Annotated in this window: 19 protein-coding genes and 2 pseudogenes; 13 read left to right on the top strand and 8 right to left on the bottom strand. The window is 61.4% G+C overall.

Translation table 11 applies throughout. From position 1 onward, the window contains the following. Positions 1-18 precede the first annotated feature (18 nt). A complete protein-coding gene (locus ACCAA_RS10905; protein ID WP_186407273.1) occupies positions 19-249 on the bottom strand; it encodes a hypothetical protein in 231 nt (76 codons plus the stop codon). Between the two features lie 86 nt (positions 250-335). Here ACCAA_RS10905 and ACCAA_RS10900 point away from each other — a divergent pair, with 86 nt between their 5' ends. Next, on the top strand, positions 336-725 hold the full coding sequence (locus ACCAA_RS10900; RefSeq protein ID WP_186407272.1) for a type II toxin-antitoxin system RelE/ParE family toxin: 390 nt from the start codon (positions 336-338) through the stop codon (positions 723-725). Positions 726-856: 131 nt separating this feature from the next. Here ACCAA_RS10900 and ACCAA_RS10895 read toward each other — a convergent pair whose 3' ends face one another. Next, complete coding sequence (locus ACCAA_RS10895) at positions 857-2467, bottom strand: hypothetical protein (RefSeq protein WP_186407271.1); 1611 nt, start codon at positions 2465-2467, stop codon at positions 857-859. A 212-nt stretch (positions 2468-2679) separates the two neighbouring features. On the opposite strand from ACCAA_RS10895, the pseudogene ACCAA_RS10890 reads away from it, so the two are divergent. Further along, a pseudogene (locus tag ACCAA_RS10890) lies at positions 2680-3366 on the top strand (SNF2-related protein); the annotation flags it as partial. Between the two features lie 405 nt (positions 3367-3771). Here the strand turns inward: ACCAA_RS10890 and ACCAA_RS10885 are convergent. Both ACCAA_RS10885 and ydiK read right to left on the bottom strand, forming a co-directional pair. Beyond that, a complete protein-coding gene (locus ACCAA_RS10885; protein WP_186407269.1) occupies positions 3772-4380 on the bottom strand; it encodes a riboflavin synthase in 609 nt (202 codons plus the stop codon). Between the two features lie 8 nt (positions 4381-4388). Then, on the bottom strand, positions 4389-5540 hold the full coding sequence (gene ydiK / locus ACCAA_RS10880) for an AI-2E family transporter YdiK (protein WP_342674050.1): 1152 nt from the start codon (positions 5538-5540) through the stop codon (positions 4389-4391). Positions 5541-5637: 97 nt separating this feature from the next. On the opposite strand from ydiK, the gene ACCAA_RS10875 reads away from it, so the two are divergent. From ACCAA_RS10875 to rpoD, 5 genes are all read left to right on the top strand, one after another. Further along, positions 5638-7167 carry a polyamine aminopropyltransferase gene (locus ACCAA_RS10875; protein WP_425394481.1) on the top strand — a complete coding sequence of 510 codons (1530 nt, stop codon included), beginning with the start codon at positions 5638-5640 and terminating at the stop codon, positions 7165-7167. Between the two features lie 4 nt (positions 7168-7171). Beyond that, positions 7172-8836, top strand: a complete 1665-nt coding sequence (locus ACCAA_RS10870) for an NAD(P)-binding protein (protein WP_186407354.1) — start codon at positions 7172-7174, stop codon at positions 8834-8836. A gap of 107 nt (positions 8837-8943) precedes the next feature. Beyond that, positions 8944-9156: a 30S ribosomal protein S21 gene (rpsU, locus tag ACCAA_RS10865; protein WP_012807257.1), complete on the top strand. Its 213-nt coding sequence runs from the start codon at positions 8944-8946 to the stop codon at positions 9154-9156. Positions 9157-9305: 149 nt separating this feature from the next. After that, positions 9306-11057, top strand: coding sequence for a DNA primase (gene dnaG, locus ACCAA_RS10860; protein WP_186407268.1), 1752 nt, complete (start codon positions 9306-9308; stop codon positions 11055-11057). A 51-nt stretch (positions 11058-11108) separates the two neighbouring features. Further along, the gene (rpoD, locus tag ACCAA_RS10855; RefSeq protein ID WP_186407267.1) at positions 11109-13064 is read left to right on the top strand and encodes an RNA polymerase sigma factor RpoD; all 1956 of its coding nucleotides are present in this window, start codon (positions 11109-11111) and stop codon (positions 13062-13064) included. Between the two features lie 82 nt (positions 13065-13146). On the opposite strand, the gene ACCAA_RS10850 is transcribed toward rpoD, so the two are convergent. After that, on the bottom strand, positions 13147-14391 hold the full coding sequence (locus ACCAA_RS10850) for a pyridoxal-dependent decarboxylase, exosortase A system-associated (protein ID WP_186407266.1): 1245 nt from the start codon (positions 14389-14391) through the stop codon (positions 13147-13149). Then, a complete protein-coding gene (locus ACCAA_RS10845) occupies positions 14388-16034 on the bottom strand; it encodes an acyl-CoA ligase (AMP-forming), exosortase A system-associated (protein ID WP_186407265.1) in 1647 nt (548 codons plus the stop codon). Before ACCAA_RS10845 ends, ACCAA_RS10850 begins: the two co-directional genes overlap by 4 nt. 320 nt (positions 16035-16354) lie before the next feature. On the opposite strand from ACCAA_RS10845, the gene ACCAA_RS10840 reads away from it, so the two are divergent. After that, on the top strand, positions 16355-16669 hold the full coding sequence (locus tag ACCAA_RS10840; RefSeq protein WP_186407264.1) for a DUF485 domain-containing protein: 315 nt from the start codon (positions 16355-16357) through the stop codon (positions 16667-16669). Further along, on the top strand, positions 16666-18354 hold the full coding sequence (locus tag ACCAA_RS10835; RefSeq protein ID WP_186407263.1) for a cation acetate symporter: 1689 nt from the start codon (positions 16666-16668) through the stop codon (positions 18352-18354). Before ACCAA_RS10840 ends, ACCAA_RS10835 begins: the two co-directional genes overlap by 4 nt. A 91-nt stretch (positions 18355-18445) precedes the next feature. Here ACCAA_RS10835 and ACCAA_RS10830 read toward each other — a convergent pair whose 3' ends face one another. Beyond that, a complete protein-coding gene (locus tag ACCAA_RS10830) occupies positions 18446-19300 on the bottom strand; it encodes a methylated-DNA--[protein]-cysteine S-methyltransferase (protein ID WP_186407262.1) in 855 nt (284 codons plus the stop codon). Continuing rightward, a pseudogene (locus tag ACCAA_RS10825) lies at positions 19297-19922 on the bottom strand (DMT family transporter). Before ACCAA_RS10825 ends, ACCAA_RS10830 begins: the two are co-directional and overlap by 4 nt. A 444-nt stretch (positions 19923-20366) precedes the next feature. Here ACCAA_RS10825 and aroC point away from each other — a divergent pair. The 4 genes from aroC to leuB all read left to right on the top strand — a co-directional run bounded on the left by aroC (position 20367) and on the right by leuB (position 24261). Further along, on the top strand, positions 20367-21470 hold the full coding sequence (gene aroC, locus ACCAA_RS10820; RefSeq protein ID WP_186407261.1) for a chorismate synthase: 1104 nt from the start codon (positions 20367-20369) through the stop codon (positions 21468-21470). A gap of 83 nt (positions 21471-21553) precedes the next feature. Next, positions 21554-21805: an HP1242/YdcH family protein gene (locus ACCAA_RS10815; RefSeq protein WP_186407260.1), complete on the top strand. Its 252-nt coding sequence runs from the start codon at positions 21554-21556 to the stop codon at positions 21803-21805. Positions 21806-21846: 41 nt separating this feature from the next. Next, positions 21847-23109 carry an MFS transporter gene (locus tag ACCAA_RS10810; RefSeq protein WP_186407259.1) on the top strand — a complete coding sequence of 421 codons (1263 nt, stop codon included), beginning with the start codon at positions 21847-21849 and terminating at the stop codon, positions 23107-23109. An 87-nt stretch (positions 23110-23196) separates the two neighbouring features. Continuing rightward, positions 23197-24261 carry a 3-isopropylmalate dehydrogenase gene (leuB, locus tag ACCAA_RS10805; protein WP_186407258.1) on the top strand — a complete coding sequence of 355 codons (1065 nt, stop codon included), beginning with the start codon at positions 23197-23199 and terminating at the stop codon, positions 24259-24261. Positions 24262-24270: the final 9 nt, after the last annotated feature.

Below are 24270 nucleotides of genomic sequence, written 5' to 3'. Positions count from 1 at the left end.
GGGTTCTCAGAACCGTATTCAGGGGCTGTTGCCGTGCGAGTTGATCCGCACGTCAATAGCATCGCCCAGCTTGCCGCCGAAATCGACGTCATCCATCAACAGGCGGTGAACGAGTACACGCCCCTCGTTGAAGGGATCTTGCGCACCCGCAGCCAGGACACGCGGCAGATCGACCAAACCCTCGATGACCTGCTCAGCTTTTGCTGCTTTGAGCCTGCGCTCGACCTCTACCGTCGGCTGTGTCGCCACTATTGGGACATTGACCCAGTAGCGACGGCGTCCCACGTCTATGCTTACCGAACAACGTGGGATGCCGACGAGGGACGACATTAAGCATGGCGAAAAAACCTGCCGTCAAATTCACCGCGAATTTCGAGCGTAACCTCGAAGACATTGAACTTTTCCTGACCGAAGAGGAAGCACCGCAAGCCTTCGACGGCTTGTTGGATGAACTGCTTGAAACGGTGACTCCCAACCTTGAGCGCTTCCCCGAAATGGGGCGGCCATTTTTGGCCCGCCAACCGCGCTCGGTCGAGACCATCAATGCACTGGCAACGCTCAGCGCAAAGTTATCGGCGCTGACGCAGGACATGGACGCATTGCGCGAATACGTCCTCAAGGACTACCTGCTGCTCTACGCGCTGACTGGCGGAACGATTTACCTCCTCGCCATCCGCCATCAGCGGCAACTTTCCTTCGACTTTGAAGGCCATTGGGGACGATAGGCCAACGCCATAGTACTATTTGTCATACAGGGAAGAAGTGACGAACGATGAATTACAGTCCGCACCAGCTAGATTCCTTGGGTGAGAAATCTTGAAGCGGTTGAGTCAAATTGTGTTGAGTCAAGATTGTGTTATGCGGCGATTTTGGCGTTGTCGCACCATGAATGGACGGCTTTCTCGGCGGCCTGGAAAGTGCGATGCAGAGGGGATGGTGATGTCTTGTCGTCGTGTGCACTCAGAATGGCGAGACCCGGACGCAGGACGCGCGCGTACACGCGGGTGTAGAACATGGCTGTTCGCAGTCCATGTTCGGTGAGTCGATAGCGATGTGATTTCGGTATCCTCTCGATCAAGCCGTGCAAGCGCAAGCGGCGAAGCTCATAGCTCATGCGACCGGGCTTGATCTCACCGGAACATTTCCCGAGAAGCACAGCGAATACTTGGCGGAGTTCCTTGTTAGTGAACCCCTGAGGGAGAAAGACGAACATCAACAGAGCATGCAGGAGAGCTTGCACCTGTGGATCGGCGAAGCGCAGTGCCGGCACCCGCTGGCCTGCTATCTGGCGAGGATGTTGCAAGTCCTGGAAAGCCTCCTCGCCCAATGCGCAATCATGGCTGACCCGCTCCACTTCCAATAACCGCCGGTTGGCGGCGAAGCCCACGCGACGCAGTGCGGGCAGGTTATGCAGGAGGCGACCAATGCCGAAGTCGCGGGTGTCGTTGATGGTGGTTTCGGTGCGCAAGGCCTGACTTTCCTTGTGATACTGTTTGATCCGTGAACGCTTGTAGTCCACATGCAACGAAGGGGTGACCCCTTCGGTGATCACCCGGGTACGAAACCTCCCAGGCGTCCGCCGGGTTACACGGCGATTGAAGATCAGTTGCACTTGATCCGGACGGCCAATATCCAGATTTTCGCGGATGACCTGCTCGAAGAACACCCGGCCGGTCACCGGATGATCAAGGACTTGGGTCAAGGCAAACTCGGCTTGCAGGATCGACAGTTCGTAGCGATAACCGGCGGCGCGATCTTTGTCGTCGAACGGATGCGGCAAACGGTCCAGCCATTTGCGCAGCAGGCCGTCGATCTTCGTGGCGTCCAGTTCATCGCAGATGCGTTGGAGCGCTTTGGGGTCCGCGCACGACAAGATGCCATTGTCCAGCGCCTGGAAGGCGATGCCCTGTTTGCGCAATTGGCACTTGGCGTACTCGTTCCCGTTGAGGCAGAGCTTGGCGTTGTACGGAAAGTACGAGCAGAACTTCAGGAAGAAGGGACCAAAGTCTTCGTCCACACAGTAAAAGTAGTAGTAATTGACGAACGCGCTGCCATCCACCACCCATGGGTAGGTGCCTCCCGTGATCGTGCTGTGCCGCTTCTCGGTGCGCACCACGCGCGCCTTCTCTTGCGCCCGCCCGATGTACAGCACTCCTTCATCGGCCTCGAACTTCGCCAGATACTCCTGCGTGACGTCGTCTTTGCGTTGATCTTTCCTGAAACTCACGACGTCGACGCCACGGCGTTTCGCAAACTTTTCGATCGCCGCCACGAACTGTTCGGTCTTTGGCGCTATAGCAACCGTCGAGGCAAAGCGCTGCCCCAAATGCCCCCGCAGATACCACACCACGCCACCGATCCGCTGCAATTGTGGAACATAGACGTTCAGGTACATCCGGTCGATGCTCTCGTTCTCAAGCACCACATGTTCCCGTAGAACTTCGCCCACACTTTGTGGTAGTTTCATCTTCGGCTCCGGTCGTCCACGGGTCTTCTGACCCATTGAGGCTTTGACCTCCGACTCATCTGGGTTACTCCCAGCCGGCTCGACCGGGGCCACTTCATACCTATCGTCCGACAACTCGCCACTATCAAACGAGGCTCCGCCTCAGACCGGCAACTCCCCAATACCACTTGTCGGTCTGAGGCGGAGCCTCGTTAGCGTATTTCGCGCATCAATTGACCCGCCGTGCCGCGTCCAATTCCATGGACCGCATGGCCGGCGCGCTGCTGGATGCTCAAGTCGACTTGAACCCGCACCAGATCGACGCGGCGCTGTTCGCGACGAGCAACCCGCTGTCCAAGGGTGCCATCCTTGCCGACGAGGTCGGCCTCGGCAAAACCATCGAGGCCGGCTTGCTGATCACGCAGAAATGGGCCGGGCGCAAACGCCGCATTCTGGTCACCACCCCGGCTAACTTGCGCAAGCAGTGGCATCAGGAACTGGCCGACAAGTTCGCTATCGCCAGCAGTCTGCTTGAAGCCAAGTCCTACCGCCAAGCCATCAAGGATGGTGCCACCAACCCGTTCGACGTTGCAGGCAATAGCGCCACCGTACTCATCTGCTCCTACCAATTCGCGGCAGGCAAAGCCAAGGACGTGCAGTCGGTGCCGTGGGACTTGGTGGTCGTCGACGAAGCGCACCGCCTGCGCAACGTCTATAAGCCAGAGAACAAGACAGCCCGCATCCTGCGCGATGCGCTGCGGCTGCCGCACAAGGTCTTGCTGACGGCAACGCCGCTCCAGAATTCCTTGCTGGAACTGTACGGGCTGGTCAGCTTTGTTGACCAGCGCGTATTCGGTGATCTGGATAGCTTCCGCGCCCAATTCGGACAACTCAAGATTCAGGCCCGGCGAGACAGCCTGATCGACGAATTGGAGCTGCTGTGATGACGACATCGCTTTGCCGGCGCCGGCAGGGCGATCAAAGCATGGCGAATTCGCCACAATTAAAGGACAGGCGGAGCTGAACAGAAAGGGAATCGAGGGAGAAGGAAGATGCTCGAAGGTCCTGCCGGGATCGACTATAGCCCATACACGAGGCCGGTGTCACCGCGTCCTTCGCGGTTGTCGATGGTCGGTTGGTCGTGAGGCGCTGCTCGCGCCTGGAGCGGGCGGAGCAGCTTGGGGCGGGGCCACCTCGCGCTTGGCGGCGCACTTCGCCATCACCCTGCGGGGCGGTGCCGGGGTCCGGGTGGTGTGCCAATTCCTTGAGTTGAGCGGCCTGTCGGCGTTCGTCGGTGCTAAGGATTTGCAGGACATGCTGCATGCCTATTTGACGGTATCGGACACACCAAGGAGGCGTTCACAATAGCGTGCGATCAGGTCGATTTCGAGATTGACCCGGCTGCCGGGTTGAAGGCGCCCGAGCGTGGTGACTGCCAGCGTATGAGGAATCAGGTTGATGGTGAACGTTGCGCCATCGACCGAGTTGGTCGTCAGGCTGACTCCATCGACGGTGATCGAGCCCTTGCGCGCGATGTACCGGGCGAGATCTTCCGGCGCACGGATTGCGAGCAGGCGATTATCGCCGATCGGGTCGAAACGCAGCACTTCGCCGACGCCGTCCACATGACCGGAGACGAGGTGCCCGCCAAGGCGGTCAGCCAGGCGAAGCGCCTTTTCGAGATTGACCGGTCCCGGCGCTGCCAGGCCGACGGTGCACGCCAGGGATTCCGGTGAAACATCTACGAAGAAACAGCGTTCCTGTTTGCCGACCACGGTAAGGCAGACGCCGTTACAGGCGATCGAATCGCCAAGACCGACGTCGTCCAGCCCGAGCTGATGGGCATCGATCGTCAGGCGCAGGGTCGCGGCGCCGTCATGACGTGGGGATATTTTGGTGATCCGGCCGAGAGCGGCGATGATTCCCGAGAACATGGCGCAAATCAATCGGAGGGGAGATGAGAAGCTGTCTGAGCAGCGGGAGCCGCACCGCGTATCGTGGCGTTGGGTGATCGGCTGACTACCGCCGGAGTCGCGGCTGGGTAGGCCGGAACGTCGTCGATCCAGGCTTGTAGCAGCGTATACGCAACGGCGAGCACGACCGGGCCGACGAAGATGCCGACCAGCCCAAAGGCCAGCAGTCCGCCGATGACGCCAGCGAGGATCAGCAGCAGGGGAAGGTCAGCGCCTTTTCTAATCAGAAGCGGACGCAGAAAGTTATCCATCGTGCCGACGATGACGGTCCAGACCAGGAGAAAAGTGCCCCAGCCGGTGCTGTCACTCCAGTAGAGCCAGATGACGGCAGGCACCAGCACGAGTCCTGGCCCGAGTTGGGCGATGCAGAACATGAGCATCAGGGCAGTCAGGACGGGGACAAACGGGACGCCGGCGATGGCCAGGCCGATACCGCCAAGGATCGACTGCGCGAGCGCGGTAATGCCGACGCCGAGGGCAACGGCACGAACGGCCTGGCTGGCCAGCACAACGGCGTTATCGCCGCGTTCGCCCGCCAGGCGATAGCCGAAACGCCGCACGGCCACGGCAGCTTTCTCGCCCGCCGAATAGAGAATCGCCGACAGGGCGACGGTGAGCAGGAACTGGACGAAGACCAGTCCGAAACTGCCCACTTCCCTGACGAACCATTTCGTCAGGTTACCGGCGTAGGGAGCCGCCTTGGCGGCGAGTTCGGCCGTTCCGATGCTGGCCAGGTGCGCCCAGGCGTGCTCGACCCGGTTTCCGAGCAGAGGCAGGTCACTGACCCATGCGGGTGGCGACGGCACCTCGAAGGCAGCGACATATCTCGCCGCGTCGGCAATCCGGTCGGCATTGTCAACCAGGGTGGCGATGGCCAGAGACAAGGGGACGACAAGAACCAGCAGGACCAGCAGCGTCATGATGAGCACCGCCGGAGCACGCCGATTGCCGAGACGCTGCTGCACCCGCAGCATGACCGGCCAGGTAGCGATGACCACTGTCGTGGCCCAGATCAGCGCCGGCAGAAACGGGCTCAGGATCCAGGTCGAAGCGGCGATCAACGCGCAGAGGAAAAGGACTGCCAGCGTGGGGCGGGTCAGTTCGGGCGGTGTCATGTTCATCGACGTGTCGTCATCCATCCAAAATAGTCGGTTCGCCGGGGCACAATGGCTCCCTTTTTGCGTGCATGGTAGCGCAATTCAGCGACGGGAACGTATGATGCTTGGCTTGTCTACCGTCAAGAATGAAATGAAGCACGCGCTATTGTTCTCGGTTTTCATTGTTGCCTCCTGTGGGCTGGCCTACGAACTGATTGCCGGGGCGCTGGCCAGCTATCTACTTGGTGATTCGGTGACCCAGTTTTCGACGGTCATCGGCACCTACCTGTTCGCCATGGGAATCGGCTCGTGGCTGTCGCGCTACGTCGAACGCCATCTGGTGGCACGCTTTATTCAGGTCGAGTTGATGGTCGGCGTCCTCGGCGGTTTCTCGGCTGCGGCGCTGTTTTTCGTTTTCGCCTGGTCGCCAGCGCCGTTCAAACTGGCGCTCTACCTGGTGGTAGCCGGCATCGGTGTGCTGGTCGGGCTTGAAATTCCGTTGATCATGCGGATTCTAAAGCGAGATCTGGTGTTCAAGGATCTCGTTTCGCAGGTGCTGACCTTCGATTATCTCGGCGCGCTGGCCGTCTCGATCCTCTTTCCCGTCCTGCTCGTGCCGCATCTGGGACTGATGCGCAGCGGCCTGCTCTTCGGCCTGCTCAACGTCATTGTCGCGCTGTGGGCCTGGGGGCTGTTTCGCGAGCAGTTGCAGAACTTTGCCTGGCTGCGCGTGCAGGGTGGCATAGCCATGCTCGTACTGGTGGTCGCTTTCGCCGCTGCCGGCGAGTTGACCTCGCTGGCCGAGGCGCATCTCTACGCCGACGAGATCGTCCATGCCGAGAACACACCCTACCAGCGGATTGTCGTCACCCGCTGGAAAGATGACCTGCGCCTGCATCTGAACAACAACCTGCAGTTCAGTTCACGCGATGAGTACCGCTACCACGAGGCGCTCGTCCATCCGGGGCTATCCACGCTGCCGGCAGCACGGCAGGTGCTGGTGCTTGGCGGGGGCGACGGGCTGGCCTTGCGCGAGATTCTAAAGTACCCACAGATCGAGTCGGTGACACTGGTCGACCTTGATCCGGCGATGACCCGACTCTTTGCCACCGCGCCGCCTTTGCGCAAACTCAATCAGGACGCGCTCCTTTCGCCCAAGGTCAGGGTGGTCAATGCCGACGCGCTGCAGTGGCTGGAAGACAATGACGATCTGTTCGACTTCGTGGTCGTCGATTTCCCCGATCCATCGAATTTTGCCATTGGCAAGCTTTACAGCTCGGCTTTCTACCGCCTGCTAAACAAGCACCTGACGGGCGAAGCGCTGGCCGTCATCCAGTCGACCTCGCCGCTCTATGCGCGGCAGTCCTTCTGGTGCGTCGTCACGACGCTGGAGAGCGTCGGCCTGGTGACCACTCCCTACCACGCGCTGGTACCATCCTTCGGCGAATGGGGTTTCGTGCTGGCTGGTCGGCGGGCCTACAAGGCGCCGACGTCTTACGCGGTCGACACCCGCTTCCTGACTGCAGAAACCACGCCGGCGCTGTTCCTGTTTCCGAAAGACATGGCGCGCGTTGGCGCCGAGGTCAATCGCCTCAATAGTCAGGTACTGGTCCGCTACTTCGAACGTGAATGGCGACAGGTGATACGCTAAGGTGATGGATCGGCGTCAGTTCCTGCGCAGTTTCGCGTCTTCCCTCGCCGCCACCGGGGCGGCTTCGCTGGCCGGCTGCCACGGCGCGCGAACTCCCTTGCCGCCCGGTGAATTGCTCGGCGCTTCACTCGACCTTGGTCATCGGCTGCGCGACCCGCGCTTCCCGCCGCCAGGTGAAACGCGGCAGGTGCCGGTAGTCATTGTCGGTGCCGGCGTCGGTGGTCTGGCGGCCGGCTGGAAGCTTGCCAAGTCGGGCTTCGCCGAGTTCCTGCTGGTCGAGCTTGAGCGCGAAGCAGGAGGCAATTCACGTGCCGGCAGCAATACCGTCTGTGCCTATCCGTGGGGTGCGCATTACCTGCCGCTGCCAACGCGCGAGGCGACGGCTGTACGTGAGTTGCTCGCCGAACTGGAGGTGCTGCAGGGTGATCCGCGGGCAGTCAAACCGATCTATGACGAGCGCTACCTGTGCGCCACGCCGCAGGAGCGCCTTTTTCGCGACGGCCGCTGGCAGGAAGGGATATTGCCTCAAGTCGGTGTCGGTCCTGTCGAGCGCCGGCAGTACCAGTACTTTGCCGATCTCATGGCAGCCTTCAGGCGCCGTTGGGATGGCCTGGGGCGACGAGCTTTCGCCTTGCCGATGGCGCTATCGAGCGACTCTCCCGATCTGCTCGCGCTCGACCGAATCAGCATGCACGACTGGCTGCTCGCGCAGGGCCTCGATTCACCACATCTGCATTGGTACGTCGATTATGCCTGTCGCGACGACTATGGCACGGGCAGCGCGGCTGTCTCGGCGTGGGCCGGAATCCACTATTTTGCCTGCCGCGACGGCGAGGCGCAGAACGCCGGCAGTGAAACCGTGCTCACCGCGCCGGAGGGCAACGCCTGGTTGACCCGTGGAATGCTGCGCTCGATCAGCGCACGCGCCGGCGATCGGCTGCTCGGCGACGCTGTCGCCTTTCGCGTCGCTGTTCCAGACTGCGCCTCGCCCGGCCACAAGATCGAGGTCGACCTGTGGTTGCCGGGCGAGGGCCGGACGCTACGCCTGCTGGCCGAGCAACTGATCTGGGCGGCACCGCTGTTCCTCGTTCCACACGTCTTCGTCGGTCACGAAGCGCTGAAGGAGGCTGCCCGCGACTACAGCTACGCGCCCTGGCTGGTTGCCAACCTGACCTTGTCGGGTGTTCCCGACCACCGCCCCGGCGCGCCCCTGGCCTGGGACAACGTGCTCTACGGCAGTACCGGCCTCGGCTACGTGGTGGCCACGCACCAACGGATGCGCTTATGGTCGGGAGCAACGGTGCTCACCTACTACCGGGCGTTCGACGACCGCAGTCCGCAACAAGGCAGGAACGCGCTGCAGGACACGCCACGCGAGGTCTGGGCCGAACAGATCCTCGCCGAACTGGAGCGGCCACACCCCGAGATCAGGAAACTGACGACTCGCCTGGACGTCTTTCGCAATGGGCATGCCATGGCCCGGCCAGTCCCCGGCCTGATCTGGGGCGCGGCCCGGCAGCGCTTCGCCGTCGATGGCGAACGCTTGCGCTTTGCCCATGCCGACGTCAGCGGTTTTTCGTTGTTCGAAGAGGCGCAGTATCGCGGCGTGCTGGCGGCAGAAAGGACGCTCCGACGTCTCGGCGTGCGCTTCGCTTCGTCGCTGGCGTGATTCGGCGATTCCTCTGCTCGGCAATTGACTCTTGGAGTTGTGCCGAAACTGTGTTTATAATGCGCGGCTAAACTGTAAGATTATTTTTTTGACCTTGGGATGAGTCGATGCCTGCAATTCGTGTGAAGGAAAATGAGCCGTTCGAAGTTGCGATTCGTCGTTTCAAACGTACTGTTGAGAAAACCGGTTTGCTGACCGAGCTGAGGGCTCGCGAGTTCTACGAGAAGCCCACCGCGGAGCGCAAGCGCAAGCTGGCCGCCGCGGTCAAGCGTCACCACAAGCGGATGCGCAGCCAGACCCTGCCGCCCAAGTTGTACTAGCACTGCCCGCGTCTGGACAGCCGCCTGTCTTCAGATAGGCGGCTGTTGGCGTTTTATGGAATTGCCGCCTTGGTGGCGTGCGGAGTACGGCGTTGCCTGGGCCGCAGATCGGGAAGGATCCTGGGGATGACCCAAAAACGGCGCTCTAGATGATCCCGGATTCGTTCATTCAGGAACTGCTGCATCGCGTCGACGTGGTGGACCTCATTGATGGTTGCGTCCCACTGAAGAAGGCGGGCGCCAATTTCACTGCGTGTTGCCCGTTCCACAGCGAGAAGTCGCCGTCGTTTACGGTCAGTCCGAGCAAGCAGTTTTACCACTGTTTCGGCTGCGGCGCGCACGGCACGGCGATCGGCTTCCTGATGGAGTACTCCGGCCTTGGCTTCGTCGATGCCCTCAGGGAACTGGCAGCCCGCGTCGGCCTGCAGGTTCCCGATGGCCCGGGGCAAGGGCTGCCACCAGGCCCGAAAGCGAAGGCGCTCACCGAGATCATGAGGCGCGCGGCCAGGTTCTACTACGAGCAACTCAAGGTTTCGGAAAAGGCTGTGTCCTATCTCAAGGCACGCGGGGTCAGCGGTGAAGTCGCCCGTCGCTTCGGTCTTGGCTATGCGCCGGAAGAATGGCAGGGCCTCGGCATCGCTTTCGACGATTACGGCAGCCCTGAACTGCAGCTCGCCGGGCTGGTCATCAGCAACGAGCAAGGGCGTCTCTACGACCGCTTTCGCGACCGGGTGATGTTTCCGATCGTCAACCAGAAAGGCGACGTAATCGCCTTCGGTGGCCGCGTACTGGGCCACGGCGAGCCGAAATATCTGAATTCGCCAGAGACGCCGTTGTTCGAAAAAGGCCGTGAATTGTTTGGCCTGCCGCAGGCGCGCGCGGCCATCCGCGAGAACGAGACGGCCATCGTCGTCGAGGGTTACATGGATGTCGTCGCTCTGGCTCAGCATGGCGTTGGCAACGCGGTCGCCACGCTCGGCACCGCGACTACGCCCACGCATGTGCAGAAGTTGCTGCGCCAGGCTGACCGCGTGGTTTTCTGCTTCGACGGCGATAACGCCGGGCGCAAGGCCGCGTGGCGCGCGCTGGAGAACAGTATCGAGATACTCCCCGAGCAGAAGACCATTGGCTTTGCCTTTCTGCCCGAGGGCGACGACCCGGATAGCTTCGTACGCCAACAGGGCTGCGCGGAATTTCAGCGGCGGATTGTCGAGGCGCTGCCATTGTCGGACTTCCTGCTGCGCGAACTGGCCGGGCATTGCGACCTGACCACTGCCGAAGGGAGATCCCGACTCGTGGCCGATGCCAAACCGCTGCTCGGCCGCCTGCAGGCGCCTCTGTTGCGCTTGCAACTGGTCAAGCGCCTGGCCCGGGCCAGCGGCTTTTCGCAGGTCGAGGTGGAGCGGCTGTGCGAGCTGCGGCCGATTGCCCGCGCGGCACCCGCGCGCGTACCGCGACCGGCGCCTTCATCGCTGTTGCGGCAGCGATTATTGTGCTTGCTGCTCCAGAAACCGCAATTGGCCACGAGCCTGCCGCTCGACCTGTTGTCTGACAACTCGGCGGAAGCCCAAGCCATCCACCTGTTATGCGAAACCATTGCTGCCGGCGGCGATCGGATGCTGGCCTATCCGGCTTTGCTTGAAAGGCTCAGAGGGAGCGAGCACGAGAGCATGCTGCACTCCGCGGCGGCTGAACTAATGCAACAGCCCTTTGCCGAAGACGAGATCGATGCGGAATTTGACGGTGCGGTCAAGCGACTGCTCGAAGGCGAGCACAAGCGTGCTTTCAATGTTCTGCAGGACAAGATTCAAAAACTTGGCGTGAGCGGCCTGTCAAGTGAAGAAAAGCACCAGTACCTGCAGGCTCTCAGCGCTCGCGGGCGAGGCCGGCAGGTGACCTAAGGTGTGCTATAATTTAGAGTTTTCCAGTTCAACGCTATCCGGGAAATGCTCATGGCAAGGGAAAAGGCGGTAACTACGAAGGCGGCGAAAGCCAAGGCAGCGGCAGATCTGTTGGCGCAGGTCGGCACGCAACCGGTACCGGTGGACGACGAGACGCGCAAGATGCGCCTCAAGACGCTGATCAAGCTCGGCAAGGAACGGGGCTTTCTTACCTACGCTGAAATCAACGACCATCTGCCGGATGACGTCGTCGATGCCGAGCAGATCGAAAGCATCATCAGCACCTTCAACGACATGGGAATCCAGGTCTATGACGAGGCGCCCGATGCTGAAACGCTGCTCATGTCGGATGCCGCACCGGCGGCCGGTGCTGACGATGCCGATGTCGAAGAGCAGGCCGAACAGGCGCTGTCGACGGTGGACTCCGAATTCGGCAGGACGACTGACCCGGTGCGGATGTACATGCGCGAAATGGGTTCGGTTGAATTGTTGACTCGCGAAGGCGAAATCGAGATCGCCAAGCGCATCGAGGACGGCCTCAAGCACATGATCCAGGCGATCTCCGCCTGCCCGACGACCATTGTCGAGATCCTCAGTTGTGCCGACCGCATTGCACGCGATGAAATGCGTATCGATGAGCTGATCGACGGACTGATCGACCCCGAGACAAGCGGCTCGCTGGAGGAGCTTGCTGAGGAGGTTGCGGCTGAGGAGGCGGAGGAGGGCGACGAAGAAGAGGAAAGCGCTGAAGCGGTGGAAGGTGCGGCGGTGGCCGCCTCGCTGCTCAAGCTCAAGACCGAGGGCCTCGAACGGCTGGAGCTGATCAGGACATCGTACGCCAAAGCGCATGCCCTGTTGCCTCGGAAGTGCTCCCAGGACAACGGCTACCTCCAGATCCAGCAGGAGATCTCGGAAGCGATGATGGGCATGCGTTTCACCTCGAAAACCATCGAACGGCTGTGTGACTCAGTGCGCGCGATGGTCGAGGAGGCGCGCGCCTGCGAGCGGAAAATTCAGCGCATCTGCGTCGACACGGTGCGCATGCCGCGCGTCCATTTCATCAAGGTGTTTCCCGGCAACGAGCTCAACATCGACTGGGTCGATACCGAGATTACTGCCGCCGGCAAGACCTTCGGCGCGATTCTGTCGCGCAACGCGCCGAACATCAAGGAAGAGCAGAAGAAACTGCTTGCCCTGCAGGACCGCATCGGCATCCCGCTGAAAGAGCTCAAGGACATCAACAAGCAGATGTCCACCGGTGAGGCCAAGGCCCGTCGCGCCAAGCGGGAAATGACGGAGGCCAATCTGCGCCTGGTGATCTCGATTGCCAAGAAGTACACCAACCGTGGTCTGCAATTCCTGGATCTGATCCAGGAGGGCAATATCGGCCTGATGAAAGCCGTCGACAAGTTCGAATACCGGCGTGGCTACAAATTTTCAACCTATGCCACCTGGTGGATCCGTCAGGCCATCACGCGCTCGATCGCCGATCAGGCGCGGACGATCCGTATTCCGGTGCACATGATCGAGACGATCAACAAGATGAACCGCATCTCCCGGCAGATATTGCAGGAGACCGGCCTCGAAGCCGATCCCGCGACGCTGGCCAAGAAAATGGAAATGCCGGAAGAGAAGATCCGCAAGATTCTGAAGATCAGCAAGGAACCGATCTCGATGGAGACGCCGATCGGCGACGACGATGATTCTCATCTGGGGGACTTTATCGAGGATCACGCGACGCTCGCGCCGACCGAAGCCGCTCTCTATTCAAGCCTGCGCTTCATCACCAAGGATGTTCTCGATACGCTGACACCGCGCGAGGCCAAGGTCCTGCGCATGCGCTTCGGTATTGAAATGAATACCGATCACACGCTGGAGGAAGTCGGCAAGCAGTTCGATGTCACTCGCGAACGTATTCGGCAGATCGAAGCCAAGGCCCTGCGCAAACTTCGCCACCCGTCACGTTCCGACAAGTTGCGCAGCTTCCTGGATAGCGGCAACAGCTAGGCTGTCGGAAGGGGAGAGGGCCGCCGCAGCTCCACGAGGCCGGTAATGGCCCTGACCGGGTGGTGCCGACTCGGCGTCCCGCTCAGACGATCACTTCAAGGCAGGCCGGATGGCCGAGGAAGGCTTGTGGGCTTGCCGTCAGGCCATACGCCCCCGATTGGAAGATGACCACCAGGTCGCCCGGTTCAGCCGTGGCCAGTTCCATGCGGTCAGCGAGAAGGTCGAGTGGCGTGCACAGAGCTCCTACCACCGAGACGGTCTCACGTTTGGCCGGAGTCATCCTGTTGCCGATGGCGACCGGATAGTTCTTGCGGATCACTTGCCCGAAGTTGCCCGACGCCGACAGGTGGTGGTGCAGACCGCCATCAGTGACCAGAAAGGTTTGGCCACGCGAGATCTTGCGATCGACGACGCGCGTGACGTAGATGCCGGCTTCGCCGACCAGGTAGCGTCCGAGTTCGATGACCACTTCAGCTTCGGGCAAGTCTCGCGCGGCACGTTTCACGATGAGCGCGAGGTTGGTGCCGATGGCCGTCAGATCGAGGTGCTTTTCGCCCGGGAAGTAGGGGATGCCGAAGCCGCCGCCGAGATTGAGGAAACGAACCGGAGACGGCGCCGACTGCGCGAGGCGCAAGGCGAGGTCGAAACTCTTGTTCTGTGCTTCGACGATCGCCTCGGGCTTGAGGTTCTGCGAGCCGGCAAAGAGGTGGAAACCTTCAAATGCCAATCCCGATCGGCCAATTTCAGCCAGCAGTTCGGGGACCTGCTCTGCGTCCACGCCAAACTGCTTGGCACCGCCGCCCATTTTCATTCCCGCGCTCTTCAGTTCGAAATCGGGGTTGACCCGTACGGCCACGCGTGCCTGACAACCGGTTTCGCGGCTGATCGCCGCCAGTTCGGCGACTTCGCGAAAGGACTCGATGTTGATCAGAATGCCGGCAGCGACCGCCTGTTCCAACTCGCTGCGTCGCTTGCCGGGGCCGGCAAAACTGATCGCCTGCGGATCAGCGCCGGCGTCGAGAGCGACCTTCAGTTCGCCGCCCGACGCCACGTCGATGCCATCGACCAGCTTGGCCAGGTGACACACCACTGCCGGCATCGGGTTCGCTTTCATCGCAAAGTGCAGCTTTAGCGAAGCTGGGAACGCGGCGCGCAATTCGGCAACCCGGCGGGTCAGCAATTGGCGGTCACAGGCGTAGAAAGGCGTCTGCCCAACGCGCGCCGCGAGGCGGGACAAGGGTATGCCGCCGACGGCGAGTTCTCCGTTTTTCACCTGAAACTGGCTCATTGGCGCATGGAGCGGAAGAGTACGTTCGGGGGTGCTCATTTGTAGCTTTCTTTGCGGTCAGCATGTGCATGCAGGCCGGTGTTTTCGGGTGACGCGTCGGCAAGGAATTCGCTGGCCAGCGCTTTGCGGTCTATCTTGCCATTAGGGTTGCGTGGCAAAGGGCCTGGTCGCACGACGACATCCGCCGGCACCATGTAGGCGGGCATCCGGCGGCGACATTCGGCGAGCAAGGCGGCGGTGTCCAGACCAGCTCCGGCGGGTGGCGTGGCAATCACCTGGATGGCTTGGCCGAGTTTGGGGTGATCACTTCCGAAGGCGACGCACTCGCCGACCAGCCGAGTGGCGTAGACCACCTCCTCGACCTCGGTGGGGCTCACCCGATAGCCAGAGGTCTTGATCATTTCGTCGCGGCGACCGATGAAATAAAGGAATCCCTGTTCGTCCATGCGCACCGTATCGCCGGAAAAGACGGCGATTTCGGGCAGCACCAGTCCGGCATCGCGACCAGGTGTGTTGGCGGGAAGTGGCTTGTAGCGTTCGGCGGTCTTTTCGGGGTCATTCCAGTAGCCCATGCCGACCAGTGCGCCACGATGGACGAGTTCGCCAGCTTCGTTGGCTGCGCAGGGCGAGCCATCGTCACGCAGGACCAGGATTTCGGCGTTCGGGATGGCCTTGCCGATCGAATCGGGTCGCTGGTCGACCTCCGCCGGTGGCAGGTAGGTCGAGCGGAAGGCCTCCGTCAAGCCGTACATCAGAAACGGTTGGCTCTTCGGCAGGCGGGCGCGCAAGGCGGTCAGGGTCTCGCGCGGCATGCGCCCGCCGGTATTGGCAAAGTAGCGCAGACGCTCGCCAATGGCTAGCGGCCATTCGAGTTCCGCGAGCTGTATATAGAGCGGTGGCACCGCCGTCAGCCCGGTGACACTCTCGCGCGCCAGCGCCTTGAGCACGTCCTGAGGCAACAGGTAGTTGAGCAGCACCACGCGTGCTCCAACGTGGAAAGCTGTGGTCAACTGGCTGAATCCAGCATCGAAAGAGAGCGGCAGAGCCGCCAGCAGAGTATCGCCAGCGGTGTTTTCGAGGTAGCCGGCGACACTTTTTGCGCCGGCGACCATGTTGCGGTGCGAGAGAACAACGCCCTTTGGTTTGCCGGTACTGCCCGACGTATAGAGAATCGCCGCCATGTCGGTATCGATCACTCGGTGGCCGGTCTGCCCGCCCATCTGCAGCAGATCGGCCCAGCCCAGGTAGGCGAGCGGACCGTCACTGGCTGCATGCCGGTCGGCATTGACCAGCAGCACGTGCCGCAGATCATGGCAGGCAGGCAGAACCGATGCGAGCAGCGACAGGCGTTCGCTGGAGGTGACCAGCGCCCGCACATTGCAGTCGCGCAGGATGTAGGCCACCTGATCAGCTTTGAGCAGGGGATTGAGTGGCACGAAGACGCAGCCGGCGGCCGCGCTGCCAAAACTGGCGACGACCGTTTCGAGGCGCTTCTCGAGGTAGATGCCAACCCGCTCACCACGTTGCAGCCCGAGGCTGACAAGGCCACTGACAAAACCCGCGATCGACTGCTGCAGGACGCCGTAGTTCATCGACTGCTGGCCATAGGTGAGCGCGATGGCGCCCGGGTCGTGAGTTGCAGAGCGGGTGATCAGATCGTGCAGCAGGTTTGCATCGGTCATTTCTTCGGCGCCATTCGGGGGATGTGGTGGAAACGGATTCTCCCGATTCTAACGAAAACAGGAGTGGTGACCGTTAAATTGTTCCTCAACGTTCGCGCGATGCACGGCTGCCTTCCTGGCGTTTGGCCCATGCCCTGGACGACCTGAAGCGGAACATCAAGCAGGCGCAGCAAAGCGTTGCTGTACCTATGGTTTTTTTCATACCGTAAGCCCGAAGTAAGCAATGGTTATTATGATTTGTCGCTAGTCACGCTAAGTGACTCGACACAAGTCCAGACACAAGTCCAGACACAAGTCCATTTTGGAGGAGGAAAAGCGAAGTGAACGACGACATCGTTGCACGGATTGAGGCCAATCCGAAGTATCACGAGCTGGTGCACAAGCGCAATTCATTCGGCATCACCCTGTCGATCCTGATGATCATTGTGTACTACGGCTACATCCTGTTGATCGCCTTCAACAAGGAATGGCTGGCGACCAAACTCGGCGCCGGCATGGTTACGTCGATCGGCATCCCGCTCGGTGTCGGCGTGATCATATTCACGATCATCCTGACCAACATTTATGTTCGGCGCGCCAACACGGAGTTCGACGAACTGAACGCCGAGATCATCAAGGAGGCGAACAGGAAATGATCAGTAAATCGACTCGCAACATTATCGGCCTGACGCTCGGCCTCCTGGCCGCCACGGGCGCTGTTGCCGCGGGTGCCGACCTCGGCAACACGACAAAGCAGGCGACCAACTGGGTGGCGATTGCGATGTTCGCCATTTTCGTCGCCATTACCCTGGGGATCACCAAGTGGGCCGCGGCGAAAACGAAGTCCGCTGCCGACTTCTACACGGCCGGTGGCGGCATTACCGGCTTCCAGAATGGTCTGGCGATCGCCGGCGACTACATGTCGGCGGCGTCCTTCCTGGGTATTTCAGGTCTGGTGTTCAACAACGGTTTTGACGGGCTGATCTTCTCGATCGGCTGGTTGGTCGGCTGGCCGGTGATCACCTTCCTGATGGCTGAACGTCTGCGCAACCTCGGCAAGTTCACTTTTGCCGATGTCGCTGCCTATCGCTTCTCGCAGACGCCTATGCGCACCTTTGCGGCGACCGGTTCGCTGGTCGTCGTGGCCTTCTACATGATCGCCCAGATGGTCGGTGCCGGTCAGTTGATCAAGGTGTTATTCGGTCTCGAGTACACCTACGCGGTGGTCATCGTCGGTGTACTGATGATGTGCTACGTGCTGTTTGGCGGCATGACGGCGACCACCTGGGTGCAGATCATCAAGGCCATGATGCTGCTCACCGGTGCCACTTTCATGGCCCTGGCCGTGCTCTGGAAGTTCGGCTTCAACCCGGAAGCGCTGTTTGCCAAGGCGGTTGAGGTGCACAGCAAGCACGACGCGATCATGAGCCCTGGGGCGCTGATCAAGGACCCGATCTCCGCGATCTCGGTTGGCATGACGCTGATGTTCGGGACCGCGGGTCTGCCGCACATCCTGATGCGCTTCTTCACTGTGCCGAGCGCCAAGGAAGCACGCAAGTCCGTCGGTTGGGCGACCACCTGGATTGGCTACTTCTATATCCTCACCTTTATCATTGGTTTCGGCGCGGTGGTTTTGCTGATCGAGGCCCCCGAGCTCTATTACGTCGATGGGGACCTGGCCAAGGGCCTGAAGGGCGGGGGCAACATGGCCGCCATCCACTTGGCGAACGCGGTCGGCGGCAACGTCTTCCTCGGTTTCATCTCGGCGGTGGCCTTCGCGACGATCCTGGCGGTGGTTGCGGGCCTGACGCTGTCGGGCGCTTCGGCCGTGTCGCACGACCTGTACGCGACGGTGTTCAAGCATGGCAATGCCGACTCGGCGTCGGAACTGCGTGTTTCCAAGATCACCACGATCTGTCTCGGCATCCTCGCGGTGTTCCTCGGCATCGCCTTCGAGAAGGAGAACGTCGCCTACATGGTGATGCTGGCCTTTGCCATCGCGTGTTCGGCCAACTTCCCCGTGCTCTTCATGTCGGTCCTCTGGAAAGACTGCACGACCAAGGGGGCGGTTGCCGGCGGTGTCGTTGGGCTGATTTCTTCGGTGGTGCTGACCATTCTCTCGGCCTCGGTGTGGGAGCACGTGTTGCACAACCCGAAAGGCAGCGCGCTGTTCCCCTACTCCTCACCGGGCCTGTTCTCGATGTCGGCCGCCTTCCTGGTGATCTATCTGGTTTCCAAGATGGACAACAGCAAGCAGGCGCAACTTGAGCGTTCGCTCTACCCGGCGCAGAAGGTGCGTTCAGAAACGGGCGTCGGCTCGTCTTCGGCATCCGGTCACTGAGCGGTCGTTGGGCTGGCTTGAACCGCCAGAAGGCCTGGGAGTCAAAAGCTCCCAGGCTTTTTCAGTTTCTGGCGCCGGCCCTGGCTATTCGCTATTTGCTACTCGCAGCGTAGGCCGCTTCGAATCCCAGCAGAGCGAGCTTGAGCTCGCTGCCCCACCGATAACCTCCGACATCACCGCTCTCGCAAATGACGCGATGGCAGGGGATCAGCCACGCGATTCGATTGCGTGCCAGCGCGGAGCCGACGGCGCGCTGAGCACGCGAATTACCGATGCCAGCCGCCAGCGTTTGGTACGAGACGACATCACCGGGCGCAATGCTGAGCAGGGCCTCCCAGACTTTGATCTGGAAATTGCTCCCGCGGAGCAAGAGGTGCAGCCCTTGCTGCCCGTCGGCAAGCCGAAAAACCCGTTCGATGGTCTCGGCCAGGGTATCGTCGTCGCGCATCAGCGTCGCTCGTGGCCAGTCGGACTGCAGTTGTGTGATCGCCTCAAGGTCGTTATCCGACGCGGTGAAATGCAAATGGCAAAGGCCGCGCTCGGTCGTGCCGACGATCACCCATCCGAATGGCGTCGGGCCGAAACCGTAAGTGATGGCCAGCCCATCGCCCAGCGCGCGGACCTCTCCCGGCGTGACGGCGTCGCAGGTGACCATCAACTCGTGCAGTCGTCCAGGCCCTGACAGGCCGGCGGCGTGTGCGGTCGTGAGAACGTCGTGCTGCGCGCGCAGGAGTGTCCGCGCATGCTCCTTGGTCAGGTATTGCAGAAAGCGCTTGGGTGAAATCCCGGCCCACAGGGTGAAGGTGCGCTGCAGGTGAAACGGGCTCATGCCGACGTGGTCGGCGACCTGCTGCAGGTCGGGCTGCGAGGCGGTGTTCTGGCGTACGAAACGGATCGCCCTGGCGACCGTGGCGTACGCCCGGCAGCGTTCGCTGGCGTCATTCATGCCTGTTCTCTCCGTAGTTTGAGCAGCCCGCTAGTCAGTGCGATGCCGGCCAGGACCAGCGTGCCCCCGAACAGGGTATGCCAGCCGATGGCTTCGCCGAGGAACATGGCACCCCAGAGAACGCCAAATACCGGGATCAGAAAAGTCACCGAGAGTGCACGTGTGGGACCCACGTCGGCGATCAGCCGAAAGTAGAGCAGATACGCTGCCCCGGTACAGACGATACCGAGCAGCGAGACGGCAGCCCAGTCGCCGGCGTCCGGTGTCTGGCGGATCGGCGCGAGCAGGAACAGCGGCAGAACGGCCAGGCTGGCCATCCACATGCTGCCGTGCGAATTGATAGCAGCGAGGCGGGCAGCGATTGAGCGGCATAGGCAAAAAGGATGAAGGGCAAGGCCGAGTTCAACACGCCAAGAATCAGGAAATATCGCCAATGGTGGCCCAGTTCCAGCTTCTGCTTCAGCCAGCGGCTCGCCAGCCAGAGGAACCCGGCTGCAATGGCGACGCGGAAGAGGATAAACGCGACCGGGCCGAAGGCGGGAACACTGACGCGCATGAAGAGGAACGAAGCTCCCCAGATGGCGGCGAGCAAGAACAGTCTGGCGATGCTGGCGGCGTCCATGAAGGCCTTCGTCAAAGTCGTGGTGTGATCGGATTGTCGTACCGATGGGCTTTGCTGGCCACCCGATTCTTGCGCTTTTCGGGGTCTGTGCGAAAGACGCGGCACTGCTCAGGAACATCCATCACCACAGGTGGCGCGCTTCAGGACCGAGCGCGCGGTGTCGACAACGGGCAAATCGGCAGCGCCTGACGGGCTGTCTGTGGCTAGCGGCCGCCTCTGCTGCCACCCTTGTCCCAGCCATAGCGAACCGTCCGCTGCCAGCGGCGATCCGGCTGACGCTGCGCATGGTCGTCGGGCGCTGAATGACGCTGCTTGGCAAGGCCTGGACCGGGTCTTGCCGGCGGTTTGTGGGGGCGTATCGGCTTGATGCTCATCGGGGTCAGTCCAGGTGGGCAGCGGCACTGTGCTAGACTTTACTGCCATTCTAACCCGCCAGAGGAATCCATGTCCGGCAACACCATCGGTACCCTGTTTACCGTGACTTCGTTTGGCGAATCGCACGGGCCGGCGATCGGCTGCGTGGTTGACGGTTGTCCGCCGGGAGTGGCGATCAGCGAAGCCGACATCCAGGCTGAACTCGACCGCCGCAAGCCGGGCACTTCACGCCATGTGACGCAGCGGCGCGAGCCTGACGCCGTCGAGATCCTGTCCGGAGTATTCGAAGACCGGACGACAGGTGCGCCGATCGCCCTCTTGATCCGCAATCAGGACCAGCGCAGCAAGGACTACGGCAACATCGCCGAGACCTTTCGTCCCGGCCATGCGGATTACGTCTACACGCAGAAGTACGGCTTTCGCGACTACCGCGGCGGTGGCCGCTCTTCGGCACGCGAGACGGCGGTGCGCGTGGCCGCCGGGGCAATCGCCCGCAAGTGGCTGGCAGAACGCTACGGCGTGGCGATTCTGGGCTGGATGAGCCAACTCGGACCGATCGAGATTCCCTTTGTCGACGCGGCCGATATCGCCGGCAACGCTTTCTTCGCCCCGAATGCAGCACTGGTGCCGCAGCTCGAGATGTACATGGATCAATTGCGCAAGTCCGGCGATTCTGTCGGCGCGAAGATCACCGTGACCGCCACCGGCGTGCCGCCAGGCTGGGGCGAGCCGGTCTATGGCCGTCTCGATGCCGAGATCGCCTATGCCATGATGGGCATCAATGCCGTCAAGGGTGTCGAGATCGGCGCCGGCTTTGCCAGCATTGCCCAGAAGGGAAGTGAGCACGGCGACGAGATGACGCCGCAGGGCTTTCTCTCCAACCACGCTGGTGGCGTACTCGGCGGCATCTCTAGCGGACAGGATCTACGGGTCAACCTGGCCATCAAGCCGACCTCGAGCATCCGGTTGCCGCGCCGTTCGGTGGACCTGTCGGGCCAGGCCATGCGGGTCGAAACGCACGGTCGCCACGATCCCTGCGTCGGCATCCGGGCAACGCCGATTGCCGAGGCTATGCTGGCGCTGGTGTTGATCGATCAGGCGCTGCGCCATCGCGCCCAGTGCGGCGACGTGGTGTGCGCCACACCGCGCATCGCAGGCCGCGCTGTGGGGTGACGGGCAGGCGCGCCAATGGTTATAATGGCCAGGCCCGGTCGCGCATGGGGCGGACCAGGATCGATCAGTGAGAGGCTATGATCATGCAAGTTGAGCACCACGACCTTCACCATGAGTTCCCTGAGTATCTGGATGTGATTCACGCGCTGAAAGCCGCCAGTGAGCCATTCGGCACGCTGTATGATGAATACCAGCACCTGACCAGTGAGGTCGAACGTCTGGAAGAGGAAGATCTACCGGTCGATGATTTCGCGATCGAGACCATGAAGAAGCACCGCGTGCGACTCAAGGACCAGATGTACCGAATGCTGGTCGCACACAAGAACGGCGACTGATCCGATCTTCTCTGATCTGATGCATCCGGTATAATTGCCGGATGCATGCGTTGCCGTATTGGCGCCTCTCCGGCTACTACTTCTTCTATTTCGCCTTTGTCGGCGCGTTTTCGCCCTATTTTGGGCTTTATCTCCAGTCGCTGTCGTTTTCAGCCTGGGATATTGGTCTGTTGATGTCGCAGATGCAGTTGATGCGTCTCTGCGCGCCCTTTTTGTGGGGTGCGCTCGCGGATCATCTCGCCCAACGGATGGCCGTCGTTCGTCTGGCAGCCCTGTTGAGCCTGATCGGTTTTGCAGGCTTTTTCGCCGTGCAGGGCTTCGTCCCCGTGCTGCTCGCCATGGCCCTGCTGGCCTTCTTCTGGAGTGCTGCCCTCCCGCTGGTCGAAACGGTGACTTTCGATCATCTGCGTGATCAGTCGGGGCGTTACAGCCGTATACGGCTGTGGGGTTCGATCGGCTTCATCCTCGCCGTGATGGCCACCGGGGCGCTGCTCGATGAGCTGCCACTGCCCAGCCTGCTGTGGGTGATCGTCGGCACGCTGGCTGGCATTCTGATCTACGCGCTGGCCATTCCCGAGGCGCCAATGCACGGTTATGCAGAGGAGCCCGTGCCGGTCGCCACGGTTATCCGTCAGGTGCACGTCAAGGCACTGTTTGCCGCGTGTTTTGCGATGTCGGCGGCACACGGGGCGTTGTACGTCTTCTACTCGATCCACCTGTCGGATCATCACTACAGCAAACTGCTGGTCGGCTGCCTGTGGTCCCTTGGTGTGCTTGCCGAGATCGTTGTCTTCTTCTTCATGGTCGGCCTGCTGCACCGGTTCGGTCTGCGGACGATTCTGCTGGTCAGCTTTGCTGCTGCGGCGGTGCGTTTTCTGATGATCGGCTGGGGTGTCGAGTGGCTGCCGGTGATCGTCCTGGCCCAACTGCTGCACGGGCTGACCTTCGGTGCCTACCATGCGGCAGCGATTGCCGCCGTCAATCGCTGGTTCCCGGGTCGCTGCCAGGCGCGCGGACAGGCATTGTATTCAAGCGTGTCGTTTGGCGCCGGGGGTCTGGTCGGCGGTCTGCTCAGTGGGTGGACGTGGGAGCACCTGGGTGCGGCGCTGACCTTTTCCTTGAGTTCTGCTTTTGCGCTCGTCGGCCTGATCTTCGTCGCGTTATGGGTGAACAGGGCAGACCTCGATGATGCCGGTCAGAAAGCCACTCTGCGCGTGCCTGCTCCTGCCTTGCAGCCACCGCAGACCAGCGGGCGGTCAGATGGTCAACTCTTCGCTGACAGCGACGACAGCGCTGTGACATAATCCGCCATTCGATGTCCCAACGGTTCGAGGCCCTCGCCGAGAAGCCTGGGGTCGCGACACTCGGGTGGTTCGTTTGAAAGACAGAAGATGAAGATTTGTGTTCTCCCCGGCGACGGTATTGGCCCGGAAATCATGGCTGAAGCAGTGCGCGTCCTGCAGGCCCTCGACCTCGATTGCGAGCTGGCGGAAGCTCTGCTCGGAGGCTGCGCGGTCGATGCCACCGGCGACCCCTATCCGGAGGCCACGCAACGCCTGGCTCAGGAAGCCGATGCGGTCCTGCTCGGTGCGGTCGGCGGTCCGCAGTGGGACCAGCTTCCGCGGACCCAGCGTCCGGAGCGCGGTCTGCTCGGGATTCGCAAGCAGCTCGGCCTGTTCGCCAACCTGCGTCCGGCGATTCTGTACCCGGAACTTGCCAACGCGTCGACACTCAAGCCCGAAGTGGTGGCCGGTCTGGACATCCTGATCGTGCGCGAGCTGACCGGCGACATCTATTTCGGTCAGCCGCGCGGGATCGAAACGCGCGCTATCGATGGTCGCCAGGAGCGCTTCGGTTTCAATACCATGCACTACAGCGAAAGCGAGATTCGCCGGATCCTGCGGGTTGCTTTCGAGGCAGCGCGTCGGCGGAACCGGAAGTTGTGTTCGGTGGACAAGATGAACGTCCTCGAAACGACCCAGTTGTGGCGCGACGTGGCCAGCGAGACAGCCGCCGAGTACCCCGATGTCGCGCTCAGCCACATGCTGGTCGATAACGCAGCCATGCAGTTGGTGCGCAATCCGAAACAGTTCGACGTGATGGTAACCGGCAACATGTTCGGCGACATTCTGTCGGATGAGGCTTCGATGCTCACTGGCTCGATCGGCATGTTGCCTTCGGCCTCTCTCGATGCGAACAACAAGGGCCTGTATGAGCCTTGTCACGGTTCGGCACCCGATATCGCTGGCCAGGGCGTGGCCAATCCATTGGCGACGATCCTTTCGGTGGCGATGATGCTACGCTACACGTTTGCTCAGGAGGCGGTCGCTCTACGCGTCGAACGCGCGGTCAAACAGGTTCTGGCGCAGGGCTACCGCACCGCCGACATTTACGAGGAGGGTACTCGGAAGGTCGGTACCCGAGCGATGGGTGATGCGGTTCTGGCGGCGTTGTGATTCGGATTA

Origin of the sequence: Candidatus Accumulibacter aalborgensis (genome assembly GCF_900089955.1) — a bacterium.
Classification (GTDB): Bacteria; Pseudomonadota; Gammaproteobacteria; order Burkholderiales; family Rhodocyclaceae; genus Accumulibacter; species Accumulibacter aalborgensis.
Note: the sequence above shows the minus strand (reverse complement) of the source record. Positions and strands in the feature narration are given on the sequence as shown.